18 protein-coding genes are annotated in these 17,390 nt (G+C 60.3%); 13 read left to right on the forward strand and 5 right to left on the reverse strand.

Annotated elements, in window-relative coordinates:
* The 3 genes from KBI52_RS06300 to KBI52_RS06310 all read left to right on the forward strand — a co-directional run.
* A partial coding sequence (locus KBI52_RS06300; RefSeq protein WP_210806147.1) for a (2Fe-2S)-binding protein occupies positions 1 to 216 on the forward strand: 216 nt, incomplete at its 5' end.
* Positions 213 to 1,724, forward strand: a complete 1,512-nt coding sequence (locus tag KBI52_RS06305; RefSeq protein ID WP_210806149.1) for an NAD(P)/FAD-dependent oxidoreductase — start codon at positions 213 to 215, stop codon at positions 1,722 to 1,724. The genes KBI52_RS06300 and KBI52_RS06305, both read left to right, overlap by 4 nt.
* A gap of 14 nt (positions 1,725 to 1,738) precedes the next feature.
* Complete coding sequence (locus KBI52_RS06310) at positions 1,739 to 2,083, forward strand: RidA family protein (protein ID WP_262266279.1); 345 nt, start codon at positions 1,739 to 1,741, stop codon at positions 2,081 to 2,083.
* 545 nt (positions 2,084 to 2,628) lie between these two features.
* Here the strand turns inward: KBI52_RS06310 and KBI52_RS06315 are convergent.
* Both KBI52_RS06315 and KBI52_RS06320 read right to left on the reverse strand, forming a co-directional pair.
* Positions 2,629 to 3,594, reverse strand: coding sequence for a tyrosine recombinase (locus KBI52_RS06315; protein ID WP_210806151.1), 966 nt, complete (start codon positions 3,592 to 3,594; stop codon positions 2,629 to 2,631).
* A 132-nt stretch (positions 3,595 to 3,726) separates the two neighbouring features.
* Positions 3,727 to 4,725 carry a LacI family DNA-binding transcriptional regulator gene (locus KBI52_RS06320; protein WP_210806153.1) on the reverse strand — a complete coding sequence of 333 codons (999 nt, stop codon included), beginning with the start codon at positions 4,723 to 4,725 and terminating at the stop codon, positions 3,727 to 3,729.
* Between the two features lie 282 nt (positions 4,726 to 5,007).
* Between KBI52_RS06320 and KBI52_RS06325 the strand changes: the two genes are divergently transcribed.
* From KBI52_RS06325 to KBI52_RS06365, 9 genes are all read left to right on the forward strand, one after another.
* The gene (locus KBI52_RS06325; protein WP_210806174.1) at positions 5,008 to 5,712 is read left to right on the forward strand and encodes a 6-phosphogluconolactonase; all 705 of its coding nucleotides are present in this window, start codon (positions 5,008 to 5,010) and stop codon (positions 5,710 to 5,712) included.
* Positions 5,699 to 6,478, forward strand: coding sequence for a sugar isomerase domain-containing protein (locus KBI52_RS06330; protein WP_210806155.1), 780 nt, complete (start codon positions 5,699 to 5,701; stop codon positions 6,476 to 6,478). The genes KBI52_RS06325 and KBI52_RS06330 overlap by 14 nt, the downstream gene beginning before the upstream one ends.
* Positions 6,475 to 7,626, forward strand: coding sequence for an N-acetylglucosamine-6-phosphate deacetylase (locus KBI52_RS06335; RefSeq protein ID WP_210806157.1), 1,152 nt, complete (start codon positions 6,475 to 6,477; stop codon positions 7,624 to 7,626). The genes KBI52_RS06330 and KBI52_RS06335 overlap by 4 nt, the downstream gene beginning before the upstream one ends.
* A complete protein-coding gene (locus tag KBI52_RS06340; RefSeq protein WP_210806159.1) occupies positions 7,623 to 8,876 on the forward strand; it encodes a neutral/alkaline non-lysosomal ceramidase N-terminal domain-containing protein in 1,254 nt (417 codons plus the stop codon). Before KBI52_RS06335 ends, KBI52_RS06340 begins: the two co-directional genes overlap by 4 nt.
* A gap of 118 nt (positions 8,877 to 8,994) precedes the next feature.
* Positions 8,995 to 10,311: an extracellular solute-binding protein gene (locus KBI52_RS06345; protein WP_210806161.1), complete on the forward strand. Its 1,317-nt coding sequence runs from the start codon at positions 8,995 to 8,997 to the stop codon at positions 10,309 to 10,311.
* An 86-nt stretch (positions 10,312 to 10,397) separates the two neighbouring features.
* Entirely contained in the window at positions 10,398 to 11,264 is an 867-nt protein-coding gene (locus KBI52_RS06350) for a carbohydrate ABC transporter permease (protein ID WP_210806176.1), read from the forward strand.
* Positions 11,265 to 11,296: 32 nt separating this feature from the next.
* A complete protein-coding gene (locus tag KBI52_RS06355) occupies positions 11,297 to 12,133 on the forward strand; it encodes a carbohydrate ABC transporter permease (RefSeq protein ID WP_210806178.1) in 837 nt (278 codons plus the stop codon).
* A complete protein-coding gene (locus KBI52_RS06360; protein ID WP_210806163.1) occupies positions 12,130 to 13,353 on the forward strand; it encodes a hypothetical protein in 1,224 nt (407 codons plus the stop codon). The genes KBI52_RS06355 and KBI52_RS06360 overlap by 4 nt, the downstream gene beginning before the upstream one ends.
* Before the next feature lie 180 nt (positions 13,354 to 13,533).
* A complete protein-coding gene (locus KBI52_RS06365; RefSeq protein ID WP_210806165.1) occupies positions 13,534 to 14,967 on the forward strand; it encodes a DUF6880 family protein in 1,434 nt (477 codons plus the stop codon).
* Positions 14,968 to 15,010: 43 nt separating this feature from the next.
* Here KBI52_RS06365 and KBI52_RS06370 read toward each other — a convergent pair whose 3' ends face one another.
* The gene (locus KBI52_RS06370) at positions 15,011 to 15,691 is read right to left on the reverse strand and encodes an RES family NAD+ phosphorylase (RefSeq protein ID WP_210806166.1); all 681 of its coding nucleotides are present in this window, start codon (positions 15,689 to 15,691) and stop codon (positions 15,011 to 15,013) included.
* Between the two features lie 2 nt (positions 15,692 to 15,693).
* Positions 15,694 to 16,086 (reverse strand): MbcA/ParS/Xre antitoxin family protein, encoded by a 393-nt coding sequence (locus tag KBI52_RS06375; protein WP_210806168.1) that lies wholly within the window; start codon positions 16,084 to 16,086, stop codon positions 15,694 to 15,696.
* 217 nt (positions 16,087 to 16,303) lie between these two features.
* Here KBI52_RS06375 and KBI52_RS06380 point away from each other — a divergent pair, with 217 nt between their 5' ends.
* The gene (locus tag KBI52_RS06380; RefSeq protein WP_210806170.1) at positions 16,304 to 16,945 is read left to right on the forward strand and encodes a hypothetical protein; all 642 of its coding nucleotides are present in this window, start codon (positions 16,304 to 16,306) and stop codon (positions 16,943 to 16,945) included.
* Between the two features lie 40 nt (positions 16,946 to 16,985).
* Here KBI52_RS06380 and KBI52_RS06385 read toward each other — a convergent pair.
* Positions 16,986 to 17,390 (reverse strand): DNA translocase FtsK (locus KBI52_RS06385; RefSeq protein ID WP_305797877.1); only part of this gene is annotated, 405 nt, incomplete at its 5' end.

Consider the following 17,390-nt stretch of genomic DNA (forward strand, 5'->3'; position numbering starts at 1 on the left):
GCCGCACTCCTTGCGGCAGGGATCCGCGCCTGCCGCACAACGCCCGTTTCAGGCGCACCGCGAGGCCCCTATTGCATGATGGGCGTGTGCTTCGAATGTCTGGTCAGAATCGATGGCGTGGGCAATCGGCAGGGATGCCTTGTCCCGGTGCGAGAAGGAATGACGGTCGAAACCCAGAAAGGTGCGCATGCCCTGTCAGCGGAGCCGGCACCATGACATCCACCACGGGAGGCGAAGCGGTCCATACGGTCAAGGACCTTGCCGAGACTTATGACGTCATCGTCATCGGTGCTGGGCCTGCCGGACTGTCCGCGGCAACGACGGTATCGACCCTTGGAGCGCAAACGCTTCTCGTCGACGAGAACCAGACGCCCGGTGGCCAGATCTACCGGTCCATTCTCCTGGCGCAGACGGCAGATCGTCAGCGTCTGGGAGAGGACTACTGGAAGGGACGGGAGATTGCCGAGACATTCCTTCGCTCGGGAGCTCAGTACGCTCCAGCGACGACGGCGTGGAGCATCGGGCCAGTAAATGATGAAGGAGGCCGGTTCATCGGCCACGAAGTCGGAGTTTCAGCAGGTGGGGCGGCGCGCCTGATCCGAGCGAGGCAGGTTGTGCTTGCGACGGGTGCCCTTGAACGGCCCTGTCCGATTCCAGGATGGACGTTGCCCGGTGTCATGACGGCGGGCGCCGCCCAGATCGCGCTGAAGACATCTGGCCTTATTCCGGAGGGGAGGGTGGTTATCGCCGGGACCGGGCCGCTTCTGTATCTCCTGGCTGCTCAGTTGATCGAAGCTGGCGCAACGGTCGCAGCGGTTCTCGACACCACTCCGCGAAGCCATTGGCTGAAGGCATTGCGCTACCTGCCGACCTTCCTGACCTCGCCCTATGTCGTCAAAGGATCACGGATCCTGCGAACGGTGCTGCGCCGCACGAAGGTAGTTCGGTGGGTCTCGGCCTTGTCTGCCGAAGGCACAGGAGAGCTGAAGGAGATCGTGTGGACGGCCGGCGGGCGGGAGCATCGCATGCCTGCGGACCTGCTCCTGCTTCACCAGGGTGTCGTGCCGAATGTCAATTTCTCGAATGCGGCCGGCTGCAAGCATGTGTGGGATGAAACGCAGCTCGCTTTCCGACCACAGGTCGATAAGTGGTATGAAACCTCCGTTTCCGGAATTGCGATCGCGGGTGATGGAGCAGGGATTCAAGGTGCTGAAGCGGCGGCCCTCCAGGGCTCGCTGGCAGGGCTCGGGTGCGCGGTCCGGCTTGGCTTGATCGGCGGAGAGGATCGCGAGCGGCGTGCGTCCTCGCTCAAGATGCAGCTCACCAAAGTTACACAAGGCCGCGAGTTTCTTGATACCGTCTACCGGCCTTCCAAGACGTTCCGGGTACCGCAGAATCCTGAGACCATTGTCTGCCGCTGCGAAGAAACCTCCGCTGCCCAGGTCCGGGCGTCGGTGAAAGCAGGCGCGATGGGCCCGAACCAGATGAAGGTGTTCCTGCGGTCCGGCATGGGGCAGTGCCAGGGCCGGCTCTGTGGACTGACAGTCACAGAACTGATTGCGGACGAACGGGGCGTGAGCCCTGACAAGGTTGGCTATTACCGGCTGCGCTTCCCGATCAAGCCGCTGAGGCTGCGCGAACTGGCTTCACTGCCGCAGTCGGAGGCCGCCAAAGTCGCGGTTCTGGCCGACCTCGCTGACACGCATCATTCGAAGACCCACTAACCAAGGAAATCCAAGTGACTGAGCGGCATATTCAAACACCCATCATGCATCGCGTCGTCGTCCACAACGGACTTGTATTCGTCGGCGGGACGGTTGCCGACGATATGTCGGCAGGACTCGAGGGGCAGACGGAACAGATCCTTGCCAAGTTCGACGAGTATCTCAGGACGGCTGGCACGGACAAAACCCGTCTGCTGTCTGCAACCATCTTCCTGACGGATCTCAACCGAAAAGCCGAGATGGACGCGGCCTGGAAGCGATGGCTTTCGCCGGAGAGCTTCCCTGCGCGGGCCACTGTGGGCGTCGCCGATCTTGGTGAAGACACTCTGGTCGAGATCATGATCACGGCTGCGGGCTAAATCAAACAAACCTATGTCGTGCGCAGGAGACAACTCGTCGGCATCGACAGAGTCTGAAACGAGTACTGACTTATGCCCCGTGAGCAGGAATGGTCGAAACGATGGGTGCTGTGCGGATCCACACAGGCCCGTTACAGCTGCACCGGTATTGTTCTGAAGACGCTGGAATACGTTGCGTGCGCCTTGGTAGAAGGTCCGATGCTCAGCCTTTCGACAAACCGTTCCGTACCTGTCCGCAGCGCGTGTTGAACCTTCGGTACATTTAGAGTACTATTGCAGCGTGGTGTTGCAACCGGCATCATACAGTTTGCCCTGACAGTGTGCTCCGCACGGCTATCTCTGTCAGGGCATTTTCGTTTGGGCCGCGTTGACCGCATAGAGCCGCTGCCTATTGCCTATGGATGGCCTTTCTTGCTCTTAGACCGCAGGCGCCTCGGTTGAGATTTCCCAAGCCAGTGACAGCAGCGCTTTGAGTTCAATGTTTGGCCACAAGCTGCCGATCAAGCGCGTCTTCTGGAGCCACACGCCTGTTGCGATTCAGCTGTTCAAGCGGCAGTTGTGCGCTCGTCCCGTTCCTCCTCATTGAGCGGATGGAGATCACGGACCATCTGGTGCAGGCGGGAGGTATCCAGGTGGGTGTAGATCTGGGTGGTCTCGATGCCGGCATGGCCGAGCAACTCCTGCAGCACGCGCAGATCAGTGCCGCCCGAGTGCATGTGGGTGGCAAAGGCATGCCGCAGAACATGCGGTGAGACCCGCTCCGGGCTCGCCAGCCCTGCGGCCACGGCAGCTTCCTTGATCTCCAGCAAGGCGGCCTGACGCGTCAGGGCCTTCGTGCCATTGCGCACCGAGTGGAACAACCACTGTGTCGGCTTGCCTCCAGAGTATGCGCGGGCCAGCTTCTGCCATTGGGCAATGGCCTCAATAGCCCGGTCGTGCAGGGGCACGAGCCGCTGCTTGTCGCCCTTTCCACGCACCAGTAGCATGCGGGTGCCGGGAGGCGCCACATCAGACGGCAGCGACAGGGCCTCGCTGATGCGCATGCCTGAGGCATAGAGCGTTTCGAACAGGGCAGCCCGCCGGGCATAGCCGGCCTGACGATACAGCCCCACGGAGGGATCGGCGGCGAGCGTATGGGCGGTCTCTAGGAGAGCTTCCGTCTCAGCAACGGACAGGACGAAGGGCAGCTTTCTGGGCCGACGCATGGTCGACAGATGGGATGTGGGATCGCGGGAGCCCAGGTCCTCCGCGATGAGGAACTTGTGCAAGCCGCGCGCCACCGTGATGCGCCGGGCGATGGTCGAGCTGGCGTAGCCGCGCTCATCGAGCGCCGCGATGTAGTCCCGGATCTGCTCCAAGCCAACCTCGTCTAGGGCGAGGCTGTTCTCATCCAGCCAGATAAGGTAGCAGTTCAGATCGTCGGTGTAGGTGTCGATGGTACCGGCCGAGGCCCCGAGTTCCGTCGCCAGAGCATCGAGCCAGAGCTGGGCAAACCTTTTGTTGGTGCGCATGCAATCCTCTTGGTTGGGAGGACCCTGCCACAGCAGCGGTTACAGACTTCTTGTCAAAACCCCTGTTATGCGAAATGTTACTACGTTTCATCCGCGTCTCCCTCGCACCTGTCGAGTAGCAGAGCCTTTCCCTCACTCTTTGTGGCCGACGGTCGTGTTACGGACGACCAAGTGAGTGTCCAGCACATAGCGAATGTCACGGAGAGATTGGCTTTGTAGCAACTCGAGGAGGAGGGACAGCGCTGCCTTTCCAGCCTCCACGGACCGGTTCGAAACTGTTGTCAAAGACGGATAAGTGGCAGCGCCGAGTACATCGTCACACCCGACAACGCCGAACTGGCCAGGGACACTGATCTTTCGATCCGCCAGTCCGGCGAGAATTCCCTGCGCGGTTAGATCATCGAATGCAATCGCAGCCGTAGCTCCTGTAGCCATGATCGCCGCTACAGCCTCACGCCCAGCATCGTAGCTTGGTACGATGGCGGCTACTATATCGACTTTCAGTCCTAGGCGCTCAGCCGATTTACGCGCGGCGAGCCGGCGTTGCTTGTTCGACCATGATGTTGCCGGTCCCGCGACATAGACGATATGCTGATGGCCGAGTTCCGCCAGATGGGCCACCGCCTCGCGCACGCCAGAGCCGCTATCGATCAGAACACGAGGAATACCATCGACATCCCGATTGATCAGAACTAAGGGCCGCTGAGCAGCATGGGCTCGGATGCGTTCGTCTGACAAGCGCGATGAGGCGAGGATGAGCCCCTCAACTTGGCCTACGAAGCGGCCCACGAGTTTGTCCTCCTGCTTTGGGTCTTCATCCGAATTGCCGAGAAACACACAAAAATCCGACCGATCAGCCTCCATTTGGGCCGCCCGGATCAGAGGCGGGAAGAATGGATTGGCAATGTCAGGAACAATCAGCGCAACATTCCCATGGCGCCCTGTACTCAGGGCGCGGGCCGTCTGGTTGGGCACATAGCCAAGCTTTTCGGCAGCATCTAGGACGCGCCTGACCGTTCCAGGACTGAGCATCTCTGGGCGAGTAAAAGCACGCGAGACGCTGGAGCGAGCAACGCCCGCTACCTCCGCGACCTGTTTGATGGTCAGCTTCTGCTTTTGCTCACTCACCATGGCCCCTCTATCACCAACTGCCAGTACCGGCCGTCTTCTTTGAGCACAATCCCTACATCTGCCCTAAGGAGGTGGTTGCCCAGATCAGCCCATTGACATGCAACCGGTTGCAGGCTTTAGTTCATGCCATTGCCAGTGTCAGAGTACAAGAGCCCACCTCATAAACTGGCACGCCGCATTCAAGAGGCTACCGTGACGGATACTCATACCCAGTCCCCTGCCCCAGCGAGCCATCGCACCGTTGGCCGGCTTCGTATCGAAAGCTACCGCACGCGGGCAGAGATGGGAGCCGCCAGCGCCAGCGCGATTGCGACCGAACTCCGAGAGCGGCTAAGCCGCCAATCGGAAGTGAGAATGGTTTTTGCCGCCGCACCGAGCCAAGCTGAAGCCCTCCGCCGCCTTCGGGAGGAGCCGGAGATTGATTGGGACCGAGTAACGGCCTTTCACATGGATGAATACATCGGTCTTGCAGCCGATGCGCCACAGCGTTTCGCGCGTTGGCTTGACGAGGCCCTCTTTGCTCATCTCCCTTTCGCGGCGGTGCATCACATCGTCCCCGAACCGGATCCTGCTGCGGCGGCCGAGGCTTACGCGGCTCGCCTCGCCGAGGCACCCATCGACATCGTCTGCCTCGGCATCGGCGTAAACGGCCATATTGCTTTCAATGACCCTCCCGTCGCCGACTTCCATGACCCGCTCGACGTCAAGATTGTCGCTCTTGATGATACCTGCCGCCAGCAGCAGGTCGATGATCAATGCTTCGCGCGTTACGATGAAGTTCCTGAACAAGCATTGACGCTAACGATACCGCGCCTCTTGCAAGCTGATCGCCTGTTCTGCATCGTCCCGGGATCCGCAAAGCGGGATGCCGTTCGTCGGAGCCTCTATGAGCCCGTAGCGACTAGCTGCCCGGCCAGTATCCTGCGTCAGCAGGCCCACTGCACGCTCTATCTTGATGCGGAGTCCGACCCCGATGCTGAACGGTGAACTCATCGATGCCGATGCCCTCTGTGCCGCCTATCTCGGGTCCACAACGGACCTGATGCAGCGCATCTTGACGGAGGAGCGCACCGCGACAGACATGGCCGCCGCTCGTCTCGCGGATCAGATTACAGCTGATCGCCTGATTTATATCTTCGGCCCGGGTGGACATTCGAACCTCGCTGCGCAGGAAGTGTTCTTCCGCGCGGGAGGCCTGATGCATGTCAGCGCCATTCTTGACGAAGGAACACTACTCTCGAATGGGGCTTCGCGCTCCATGGCGATCGAGCGCACGCCCGGCTACGGCAAGATTGTGATTGCGAACCAGCGGCTCGGCCAAGGTGATCTTCTCATTTTGGTCAACGCTTATGGGATCAACGCGGCTCTCATCGATGCCGCCATGGAAGCCAAGGCGCGCGGCGTGTTTCTCATTGGCATCAGTTCCCGCGAGCACGCCAGCAACACCTCACCCGAGCATCCAGCCCGGCATCCCACCCGTCAGAACTTGCACGACCTGGTGGACATTGCCGTGGATACCAAGGTCGCCATTGGTGATGCAGTCGTGCGCGTTCCCGGCATGAGCCAGGATATTGCGGCAATTTCAACCTTTGCCAATGCTTTCGCACTCAACTGCTTGGTAATTCGCACCGTATCAAAGCTCATCGAGCGCGGTATCGAACCGCCTGTGTGGCGCAGCGGCAACGCCCCAGGCGGAGATGAAGCCAATGCGCGCTTCATTGCGAATTTCCACAATCGGGTCAGAGCTCTGTGAATTCGTCGGGCGATATTCTCGGACGCAATCCCGCGACCGGTGAGGCGATCGCCATTTCGGCCGAGGACGGCATCATTGCCTCGATTCGGACTGTGAATGACACAGTTCAGGAGTATATTGCACCAGGCCTGATCGATCTGCAGGTGAACGGCTTTGCGGGCCTTGATCTGAATGACGGCCACCTGACGCCAGAGCGGGTAAGGGCGCTGGCGGACCATATGCTCGCAGTAGGCGTCACGACCTTTCTGCCGACCCTGATCACCGCGCCGGAGGCCGACCTCATCCATGCGCTGACAGTCATTGCAGAGGCCCGCCGCCGCTTTCCAATTGTGGCCAGGATGGTTCCTTTCGTTCATGTCGAGGGCCCCTCGATCTCGGCGCTTGACGGACCACGCGGCGCTCATCCCGCCGCCCATGTGAGAGCGCCCTCCCTTGCCGAGTTTGAGCGCTGGCAGGCGGCGAGTTCAAATCTCGTCGGACTTGTGACGCTGGCCCCTGAGCTGCCCGGAGCGATCACTTATATCTCGGCTCTCGTGCAGCGCGGCGTCCACGTTGCTCTCGGCCACACGGCCGCCTCGCCTGAGGAGATCCATGAGGCCGCCGCGGCGGGAGCGAGCCTGTCCACACATCTTGGCAACGGCGCCGCGGCCACCCTGCCCCGCCACCCTAACTTTTTATGGAGCCAGCTTGCGGACGATCGGCTGACGGCAACCTTCATCGCCGACGGTCATCATCTCCCGGCTGACACATTCAAGGCAATGGTTCGCGCAAAGGGTCTTGAGAAAGCCATCCTGGTTTCGGACGCGGTCGCACTCGCTGGCATGCCGCCTGGCCTTTACGAGCAGCCTGTTGGCGGCACTGTCGAGGTCAAAGCTGATGGGCGTGTTGGTGTCGCCGGCACACCATATCTCGCCGGCGCTGGGCTGCCGCTCTGCGCCAATGTCGCCATAGCCGCTTACATGGCTGGGCTGGCTCTCAGCGAAAGCCTGAGGCTCGCGACGGAGAATCCTGGTCGTATCATCGGCAACCGGGGCCGTCTCGCCGTTGGTGCTCCGGCCGATCTAATGCAGTTCTCTTGGCAGGAGCGACAACGCTGCCTCGCGGTCTCGGCCGTCTGGCTGCGAGGCGAAAAGGTGTTCTCGCGATGATCAGCGCCGGAACGGCCCTGGTGGACATTACGCCGCCCGCAGGACTCGCCCTCTCCGGGTTCGCGGCCCGCAGTGGAACTGCGCTCGGCGCGCATGATCCTCTGACCGTTCGCGCCGTCGCAGTGGAGAACACCGCCCTCGTGGTAGCCGACGTGATCGGCTTTCATGGCGACATGGTGCGTCGCATTCGCGAACGGTGCGTGTTGCCCGCCGACAACGTGGTCGTGGCGGCGCTGCATACGCATGGTGGCCCTGTCTCCATGATGGGCCGCCTAAGTCAGCGGGTCGACACGGCCTATCTCGAGCGGCTGGAGACTGCATGTGTCCACGCAATCGACAAGGCAGTGTCCTGCGCGCGTCCCGCCCATATGGTGGCGGGATGGGGCGCAGATCCCGGAGTGGCCAGAAATCGCCGGCATGCCGACGGCTTGGTCGATACTGCCTTGCCGGTTCTGCACGTCCGAGACGCGGTTGGTGATCCGATGGCGGTCATTGCATCCTATGCCTGCCACCCGGTGGTGCTCGGCGCCGACAACCGGCTGTGGACGGCCGATTACCCGCACTATGCGCGCGAGCGCCTTGAGGCCGCCAATCCAGGTGCCATGGCATTGTTTCTCACCGGATGCGCGGGAGACGCGAATACGGGTCACTCGGCACACGCTTCCATCAGCCTCGCATCCAGCGCCTATCGCAGCTTCGAGTCTGCACAGGCTTATGGTGAGCGGATTGCGGACGCGGCTTGCCAAGCCAACGAGATTCCCCTGGAAGAACACGTCTCGGTGGCGAACCGTATCCTGCACCTTGGTTTCGATCGACGCGAAGCGGGGACCCCAGAGGCCTTGGCGGAGCGTTGGTATCGCGAGCGGGAGACCGCGGATCCTGCCCGTGCAGCGCTGCTCAGCCACTGGATTGCCTGGGCGACAGAAATGGCAGGGCACCCTCTCGAACCAGTTGAGGCGCGCGTCTCGGTGTTAAACTGGGGAGGAGTCCCGATCGTTGCCTTTCCGGGAGAGATCTTTGCAGAGACGGCGCTGCAGATTCGCCGGAGCATATCCCGGACTCCGAGTTTCATCATTGGCTTTGCGGAAGACAATCCCGGCTACATCCCTCCGGCATCCGAGTATGCGTTCGGTGGATATGAAATCGACGAGGCACATCGCTACTATGGCCAGCCAGCAACCTTCGCCTCCGGATCGGCCGAAGCTCTGGCCAACGCGGCGATTGCTCTTTTGACTGCGGGAACTGTCTGACCGGAGCGGGGTAAGCGGATGCCGGCCCGCAGGTTGGCTGCTTGACCCGCAACCGGTTGCATGACAACCTGCCCACTGCCAGCTTCGACACCATCAAAACCAGAGGAACGGGATCGACATGCTGAAATCTGCCACGACGACTTCACTGAAGCAGCACTTTGCCCGCGCCGCTCTGCTCGGCTCAGCCTTGGGAGCGTCCATGCTAGCCGGGCTTTCTGCCACCTCAGCCCAGACTGTTACCGTCTGGAGCGGCTATCCAGAAATGGCGCCGTTCTATGAGCACGTGGCCCAGGGTCTCAAAGCCAAGAATCCGAACCTCAACGTCAAGGTCGAGGCCATCGCTCTCCGCGAACATGAAAAGCGCATCGCGCTGGGCCTCACATCCGGTGTTGCCGGTGCGACCGTCATCGAGCTCCAAGGCTCGACGGTTCGCCGTTATCTCGAGAATGACCTCTTGCCCAAGGCGCCTGACGCGGTGGCCAGCTTCGTCAAGGACAAGGCCAATTTCGACGAGTTCTTCACATCGAACGCGAGCTACGAAGGTGCGGTCTATGGAGTGCCCCTGTTCCGCGGGCAGGCTGCACTTTATTACAACACTGACATGTTCAAGGCGGCGGGGCTGACCGCACCGCCCAAGACGATGGAGGAGTACACCCAATATGCCGAGAAACTGACGAAGCGAGGTTCAGACGGCAATCCAACTGTATCCGGCTGGAGTCTGCGCCTCACCGGCGGTGGGCAGGGCATTGCTGAGAAATTCTGGATCAATCTTTTTCAGTATGGCGGCTCTGTCCTTGAGCCAACGGCCGATGGGAAGTGGCGCGCCAACTACGCCAACGAGGCGGGCCGCGCGACGCTCAAGCAGTACCTGCAGAACGTACATGTGCTTAAAACGGTCACGCCCGAAATGCCGGCCGATGCAGAGGCGTTTGAACGCGGCCAAACCGCCATGTTCATCCGTGAATCCTGGGTTATCGGCGATATTGCTTCCAAGGCGCCTAATCTCACCTATGCAACCGCTCCGCTGCCCCGTGGCTCCATTGCTCTGCCAACCAATCTCTATGTAAAGGCCGAGGGTGCGGATACCAAGGCGGCCTGGGACTTCGTCATAGCCACCAACGAGCCCGAGAACCTGACGTGGCTTCTCAAGAACATCGGTTGGCTGCCGAACCGCTCCGGAGTTGACTATTCCAGCGTGACCAGCGCAACTCCGGCATTCGGCGCCTTTGTGAACTACCCGAAGGACTACAAGTTCTTTACTTTGCCCTCGATCGGACCAATCGAGGAGGTGCTGACGCGTTTGGCCGCCCAGCTCACCAACGCCTTCCGCAATGCGTCCCTCGCCAAAGATGATACGGCTATCGAGGCCTTTCTCAAATCGGCTGCGGACGAAACCAACCAGATCCTTCGCCGCGAAGGTCTTCTTGGGAAGTAGCCTCAGCTACGTTGGGCCTTGCGTCCGGTGCGTCCTCACGCACCGGACGGAGTCTAAAGAGGGATCCGGTGCAGCATAAAAGATGGATGTTCGCGCTCCTCGCGCTCCTGCCGACATTGGCAATCTTCGCCTATGTCCGGATCTATCCCATTGGCGACACCCTGCGCCTGAGCCTGCACAAATGGGACATTCTATCGAAGAACAAGCCCTTCATCGGCTTTGCGAACTTCGAGGAACTCGTCGGCGATCCATTGTTCAGGGAAGCGCTCCTCAATACAACGATCATCGCGTTTGGCGTCCTGCTCATCACCATTCCCCTGGCATTGGTGCTGGCTGCTCTCATTTATCATCGTACCCGCTCGCGCCTTGCTGGTTTTTATGAGGCAGCGATCTTCATTCCGCATGTCGTGTCGCTCGTGCCTGCTGCCATGGCGTGGAAATGGATCTTCGACGCCCGTCTCGGCCCACTGAATGCGTTGCTGACCAGCGCTGGATTCGCGCCCAAGTCCTGGCTCTTCGATCCAGTCCTCTCAGTGTTATGCGTCATTGTTCTCTGCTCGTGGCAGGCTCTTGGTTATGCGGTCATTATCTACCTTGTCGGTTTCAAAAGCCTCCCGACATCGCTCTACGAGGCGGCCGAGCTCGACGGCGCGTCGGCCCCTCAGCGCTTCTGGCATCTTTCTGTCCCTCTGCTCAAGCCGATCACGCTATACGTTTCGGTCGTCACCCTCGTGTCAGGCTTCAACGTCTACGCCCAAGCCTTCGTGCTGGCCTCTGACGCTCAAGGCGCGCCGGGACGGCAGGTGCGCGTCCTGGTGCTCGACATGCTTGAGAACAGCTTTCGAAACTACCGCGTTGGCTACGCTGCGTCCGAGGCAGTGGTGTTATTGGCGATCGTTCTGGTCCTAACTGTGATTCAGTTCCGGCTGCTTCGGGAGAAAGGCCGCTCATGAGACCTCTCCTCGAGAACACCACGAGCCGCGGCATGTCCCGGCATACGAAAGAGCGCGTGATCAACATCGCCATCGATGTGGTACTGACGGCCGTCTGCCTGTTGATGATCCTGCCCTTGGTCTTCCTCGTCTCCAATGCGTTCAAGACACCACAAGAGATGCTGGCTTGGCCTCCGACAGTCATTCCAGACGATCCAACCGTTGCGAACTTCAGAGCAGTATTGGCCGACACTCCACTGCTGCGTTGGATCGGCAACAGCATCTTGTTCTCAGTCCTGTCCACCGTCTGCATTCTCGCGACGTCGGCGATTACCGGCTACATTCTGGGGAAGTTTCGCTATCGCGTGCTCAATGTGTTCTTCGCCATCATCCTCGCCACGGCCATCGTGCCGTTCGAGGTTTACATGATCCCGCTTTACTTCCAGGCGAAAGCGCTCGGCATCCTCAACTCTACCTGGGGATTGCTGCTAGGCTACCTGGTGATGAGCTTCGGTATCTTCCTCATCCGGCAGAATGTGATCCACTCCATCCCAGACGAATTGCTGGAGGCTGCCAGGATCGATGGTGCCGGAGAACTCTGGATCTTCTTGCGCATTGTTCTTCCGCTCCTGCGTGGCGCTCTCGGAGCCCTTGGAGTCCTGGCCTTCTTTCAGGCATGGACTGCCTTCGCTTGGCCTTTGATCGTAGCAACGACCCGAGACAGCTACACGATCGAGGTAGGGCTTGCTCTGTTTCAGACCGGCTTCACGGTTGATCTTGGACGGCTGAGCGCGGCCTCCGCGTTGGTCCTCATTCCAAGTATAACATTGTTCGTCCTGTTGCGCCGGAACTTCGTACAGGGCGTGGCGAGCACGGGGCTGAAGGAATGAACAACTTCGACTTCTCGCTGGTGGATGCGCGTGCCCGCTACGTGCAGGCTAATGCGGCGACCTTGCGTTGGATCCTCGCGCGCCCACGCCTTGCCGGCGCTTTCCTCAACACCAAGGTCAATAGTCTGAACCTCGCAGACTATGGAGATGCAGACGGGGTCCGCGGACCGGCCTACCTCTATGGTTGGATCCAGGGCCGGGGGCTTGAGGCGGTTGCGACGCATGCGGAGTTTTTCGAGAGGGAAGAACCCGATCTTGCTGCAGAACTCGATGCGGCAGGTGTCGCACTCTATCATGCGCTCCGCGACCTGCAGCGCCGCGATGGACACGGCTACTTCTGCTATGACCGCGATCTGAACCCAGTCTATGTAGGTGCCGACGGCACACTCCACCAGCAGTCTGCTGCTGGTGGAGTGTTTACCTATTCCGATGCTTTCTTTGCTAAAGGCCTTATCGCCGGGGCTGCACGCTATGCTCCGGCGGATGTTCCGCAGCATCTCACCTACTTGGCCGAGGTGATTGATGCGATTGAAAACCGGCGGTTCCAGATGGACGAGCGCCGTCACCTCTCGCCCCATGCGGCTTCAAATGAGCCGGAAGATTTCGGGCCGAGGATGATCCTTCTCGGTGCGGCGGGCCTCCTTCACCGCATTGGGCGAAGCGAGCATTCAGCCTTCGCAGATCGCTTCATCGCACATGTTCTCGAACGTCACTTCGATCCAGAAAGCGGTCTGTTGCGCAACGTCCCGGGAACGGATGTCTGCAATGTCGGTCATGCTATCGAGTTCGTGGGTTTCGCGCTGGACCATCTGCAAGGCAGCGCCGAACCCGCTTTGGTGCAGCGGCTTCAGTCTGTTCTGAGTTCGTCCTTCATACGCGGCTTCGTTGGACCCGGCCTTTGCCTATCGGTTTCAGCCGCAACAGGCGCTCCCCTAAGTCCCTACTACCCCTGGTGGTCCCTGCCCGAAACCATTCGATCTGCCGCCCTGTGCTTCGCAGCAACGGGGAACAGCGAGATCCTAAGCATTTGGGAGCAAGCGGACCGTGCATTCTTCACACACTACTGGCGGGGTTCCGTCGCCTACCAGACTTTGACTAGCAACGGACCGTTTGATTTCGTCCCGGCAACGCCGGACCTCGATCCTGGGTACCACACGGGACTGAGCCTTCTGGCCGCTATCAATATGATCGACCAGCCTAAAGAGCCATCGATGCACTGAGTACAAACATCTTGGAATAGCGTGCCGTATAGCTTGCTCGTCAAAATACCTATTATGACTAATGTTATACTATATTAATTGCCCTTGTTGTAGGGCCCTGCCCCACGATCAATCCACCATGGATTGATCATGATCCGTCTGCTCCATAAATGGGAGCCCGAAATGCACCCGGGATGCGACATGGCCTCACGGAAGACGCTGAACCCAAAGAACCTCGAGTCGCTTGGAGCCGAGCGCCTCGCCGAGTTGTTGATCGAGATCAGCCGGGGCAATGCGGCAGCTCAGCGCCGGCTGCGGCTGGAACTGGCCGGCGCCGCAAGCCCAGCCGACATGGCACAGGAGATCCGCAAGCGTCTGACCGCGATTGCCCGATCCCGCTCCTTCGTCGACTGGCACCAGCGCAGGGCCCTTGTGGCGGATCTCGAGATCCAGAGACGGGCCATCGGTCAGATCGCCAAATCCGACGCAGCTGAAGCCCTGGATCTCCTCTGGCGCTTCATGGCGATGGCCAACTCAGTCCTCGGTCGATGTGACGACAGCAGTGGAAGCGTCATGGCCGTCTTTCAGACCGCCTGCCATGATCTGGGGCAGATTGCCACCACAGCGAATGCCGCTCCCAACGTGCTCGCTGAGCAGACCTACCGTGCATTGATCGAGAACGAGTATGGTCAATATGACAGCCTGATTGAGGTTCTGGCCCCGGCACTCGGCACGACAGGCCTCGACCACCTCAAGTTGCTCGTCCTCAAGCTGTCACAGGAGCCACAACAGAACCCTCGTGCGGACGACCGGAAGGTCGTCGGCTGGGGTGTGGGTGGTCCCTTGTACGCCGATGACCTGGCTGAGCGCCATCGCAGCAGCGTTGTTCGAATAGCGCTGGAGGCGATTGCGGATGCGCAGGGCGATGTGGACGCCTTCATCGTCCAGCAAAGTCAGAAGGCCCGAGGCGTTCCGAGTGTTGCTGTGGAGATTGCGCACCGGCTCCTGGTTGCGGGCCGCGCGGAGGAAGCGTGGGAAGCCCTCAATGCCATCGACCAGGACAGACCTAGCTGGATCCCGGTTGAATGGGAGCAGACCCGGATTGAGGTTCTTGAAGCCCTCGGACATATGGATGAGGCGCAGGCGTTCCGCTGGGCCTTATTTGAGCGCTCGCTCAGCCCGGAGCATCTGCGCTCCTATCTCAAGCGCCTGCCCGATTTTGAGGATATGGAGGCTGAGGAGCGCGCCCTCGCGCATGCACTGAGCCATCCGAGCGTGCATCATGCATTGGGGTTTCTGGTGAGCTGGCCGGCGCTGGACCAGGCCGCACACCTGGTGCTCACCCGCGCAGACGAAATCAATGGCGATTTCTATGAGATCCTGGCGCCGGCCGCGGCTACGCTAGAGGCACAGCACCCTCTTGCAGCGACCATTCTCCGCCGGGCCTTGATCGACTTTGCTTTGGAGCGGAACCGGACCAAGCGATACCAGCATGCCGCTCGTCACCTCGAGGAGTGCGAAAGCCTTGCTGATCGGATCGAGGATTTCGGCAGGTTCGAGGCTCATGAGGCCTATTTGAGACGCCTCAAAGCCGACCATGCCCGCAAAAGCTCATTCTGGAGCTTCGTTGCTTGAGGACCTCACCGCCACTGTAGCCCTGCCCGTATAATGGCAAAGGCTAGAGGCTAAGATCTCGCTTCTCATAAATGGTGCTGATCGAACTGCCATCCCAGACATAGGTCAGGTGCCGTTCCTGGCGGCAGTTCGACAGAACCCGCGGCTTGAAGACGGCCACGCATTCACCACCCGGTTTGCGTACGCTGTCATATGCAAGGCCAGAGGAGCCGGTGTTGCGGATTTCAATTGCGAGAGCCTGTGACGCAGCATAGCTGTCCGGGTCATAGATCCCCGGCATGGTTTCCCTCATTCCCCGGGCGTCATGCAGCACCGCATCGAGATCGACGGCATACACCCGCATGTCGAGTTCGATCCTGGGCTCCCCGGTTGCACGCAAAAATGCCTCCCGGTGGTGCTTGGTTTCGGCAATCGCCGTGTCGAGTGTCCGCCCTGCGTAGAACACGCCAAAGCTGCCATCCGTGAAGCGGCTGCCGTAAGGTGGCAGGTGAGTGAATGCCGCCATGATCGGGCTGGTGCCGGGGCCACTGATCCGATCTTCCGGAGGGACAAGGTTGAGAGCGCCCACTTCATCCCGCAACCGGTCGTTGGTCATGCTCTCGATGTCGAGGACCGTTTCGAGATCGGCTGGATCGGTGACCCGCTCGAACAGATTAATCGGCGGAAAGCGGCTTGGGATGATCCGGTAGCAGGGCAGCCACCGGACAGCAGACTGAGAGATCAACCTTAGCCTCGCTGGGCGTCGATGTAGCGGCGAACGAGATGAAGATCGGCAACATTCCCGCCAAGCATCACGTCAAGCGCCGAGCGGCCATTGAAAGGTTGGGCGGCGTTCGGCTCTTTCACCCAAGCGTCTGCAGCCCGCTCGCTTGGCAAAAGGATCTGGAGACCACGATAGATGCCAAAGATGTAGGACAGGCGCTCGAAGGTATCCCTCGATAGAGAGGCCTCGTCAGGCCGGTCACGCCATTTGTAGAAGGTTGATCGAGGCGGCTGCCCAAGAACAACCATCTGCTCGGCCGGGGTCAGGTTCCACGCCTCGGCAATGCGGAAGAAGGTCCGAAGCCCGGGGCCGGCCTTGTTAGCGCGCGGCGTGCTTTCAGCTCTTAAGGCAACCATGTATCTCGTCCAATTGTGGACATCTAGCTCTACAATGGCACAAATAGACAAATTTTCAAGAGGAAAGCGGTTCCTGGCAGCTTCACATCATTGTCCCCTGCCCGTACCAGCATGCATCTGAACCAGACATTGGGTCTCAAGAAGGCCATATTGTCTGCGGCTCCGCTTGATGGGTATACCGTCGCTGTCAGGATCCGCCAGGGAAAGGAGGCATTCGGTGGCACTCACAAGCAAGGACATCGAAGGCGACCTCCTCATGCTCCGGATCATGTTCCCGGATGGCACGACCGTGACGATGACAGCAGACGGGAACAGCAGGAGCGTCAGCGTGGCTCCCGATGACAGGGAAATCGCCGCGAGGCTGACATCTCTTCTGCACTGGAGTTCCGACAGGGTGGGCGAACCGGGCTATCCATTCACCAGCCTCAATCAGGTCATCTATGGAATCGAGACGCTGGCCCGCTCCGCGATGAGCGTGGAACAGTTCATCGAGGGGCTGAGGGAAGTGCTGGAGGTGTCCAATAAGCATCCGATGCCCGAGGTCAGCGTCAGAACTCCATCACTCACCGTCGTCGACCTGAGCCCGAGTAGGAACGGGTGGTTTATCGATGCCCGCTTCCAAAGTGGGGAGCGTTTCAAGCTCGCCATCAACAAGGCGAGCATTGGCTGGGTCGCAGTCCCTCGGGACCCTACGCGCGATCAAGAGGTCATGAAGGTCCTCTCAGGAGTGAAGGGTGCCCGGGTCGCGTCGGATGAAGACCTTGCGCTGCTCGTCATGGAAGTGGCGCATTATTCGACTGACATCGCCAGGTGGCTCCATGACCTGCACTCCGCCATCTCTGAGACGTTGAAGCCCTAGAGGGAAGCTCCCGTTTGCTGCATGCTGGGAAGAAGACCGCTCAATCGTCCAAGTCCTCGAACTCGCCGCGCAGGATCTCCCGCTTGCCGGCATGATTGGCCGGGCCGACAACCCCCTCCTTCTCCATGCGTTCCATGATGGACGCCGCCCGGTTGTAGCCGATCTGCAGCCGCCGCTGGATGTAAGAGGTCGATGCCTTTCTGTGCCGCAGGACGATGCCCACGGCCTGCTCGTAGACATCCGCTGATGCGAGACCGGGATCGTCCTCATCGATCGGCAGCTCCAGGACCTCGAGCTCCTCAGGGACCTCATCGTCGGCCGTGACGGCATCGAGATAGACCGGTTCGCCCTGGCGCTTGAGATGCGCCACCACCTTCTCCACCTCCTCGTCCGAGCAGAACGGCCCGTGCACGCGCGTGATCCGCCCGCCGCCGGCCATGTACAG

Origin of the sequence: Microvirga sp. HBU67558 (assembly GCF_018069605.1) — a bacterium.
GTDB classification, from domain to species: Bacteria; Pseudomonadota; Alphaproteobacteria; order Rhizobiales; family Beijerinckiaceae; genus Microvirga; species Microvirga terrae.

What these genes read in the sequence shown, in the direction of transcription:
- KBI52_RS06305 (WP_210806149.1), top strand. Translation starts at nt 213, where the DNA reads ATGACATCCACCACGGGAGGCGAAGCGGTCCATACGGTCAAGGACCTT.
- KBI52_RS06315 (WP_210806151.1), bottom strand. Translation starts at nt 3,594, where the DNA reads ATGCGCACCAACAAAAGGTTTGCCCAGCTCTGGCTCGATGCTCTGGCG.
- KBI52_RS06320 (WP_210806153.1), bottom strand. Translation starts at nt 4,725, where the DNA reads ATGGTGAGTGAGCAAAAGCAGAAGCTGACCATCAAACAGGTCGCGGAG.
- KBI52_RS06325 (WP_210806174.1), top strand. Translation starts at nt 5,008, where the DNA reads ATGGGAGCCGCCAGCGCCAGCGCGATTGCGACCGAACTCCGAGAGCGG.
- KBI52_RS06330 (WP_210806155.1), top strand. Translation starts at nt 5,699, where the DNA reads ATGCTGAACGGTGAACTCATCGATGCCGATGCCCTCTGTGCCGCCTAT.
- KBI52_RS06340 (WP_210806159.1), top strand. Translation starts at nt 7,623, where the DNA reads ATGATCAGCGCCGGAACGGCCCTGGTGGACATTACGCCGCCCGCAGGA.
- KBI52_RS06345 (WP_210806161.1), top strand. Translation starts at nt 8,995, where the DNA reads ATGCTGAAATCTGCCACGACGACTTCACTGAAGCAGCACTTTGCCCGC.
- KBI52_RS06350 (WP_210806176.1), top strand. Translation starts at nt 10,398, where the DNA reads ATGTTCGCGCTCCTCGCGCTCCTGCCGACATTGGCAATCTTCGCCTAT.
- KBI52_RS06355 (WP_210806178.1), top strand. Translation starts at nt 11,297, where the DNA reads ATGTCCCGGCATACGAAAGAGCGCGTGATCAACATCGCCATCGATGTG.
- KBI52_RS06360 (WP_210806163.1), top strand. Translation starts at nt 12,130, where the DNA reads ATGAACAACTTCGACTTCTCGCTGGTGGATGCGCGTGCCCGCTACGTG.
- KBI52_RS06365 (WP_210806165.1), top strand. Translation starts at nt 13,534, where the DNA reads ATGGCCTCACGGAAGACGCTGAACCCAAAGAACCTCGAGTCGCTTGGA.
- KBI52_RS06375 (WP_210806168.1), bottom strand. Translation starts at nt 16,086, where the DNA reads ATGGTTGCCTTAAGAGCTGAAAGCACGCCGCGCGCTAACAAGGCCGGC.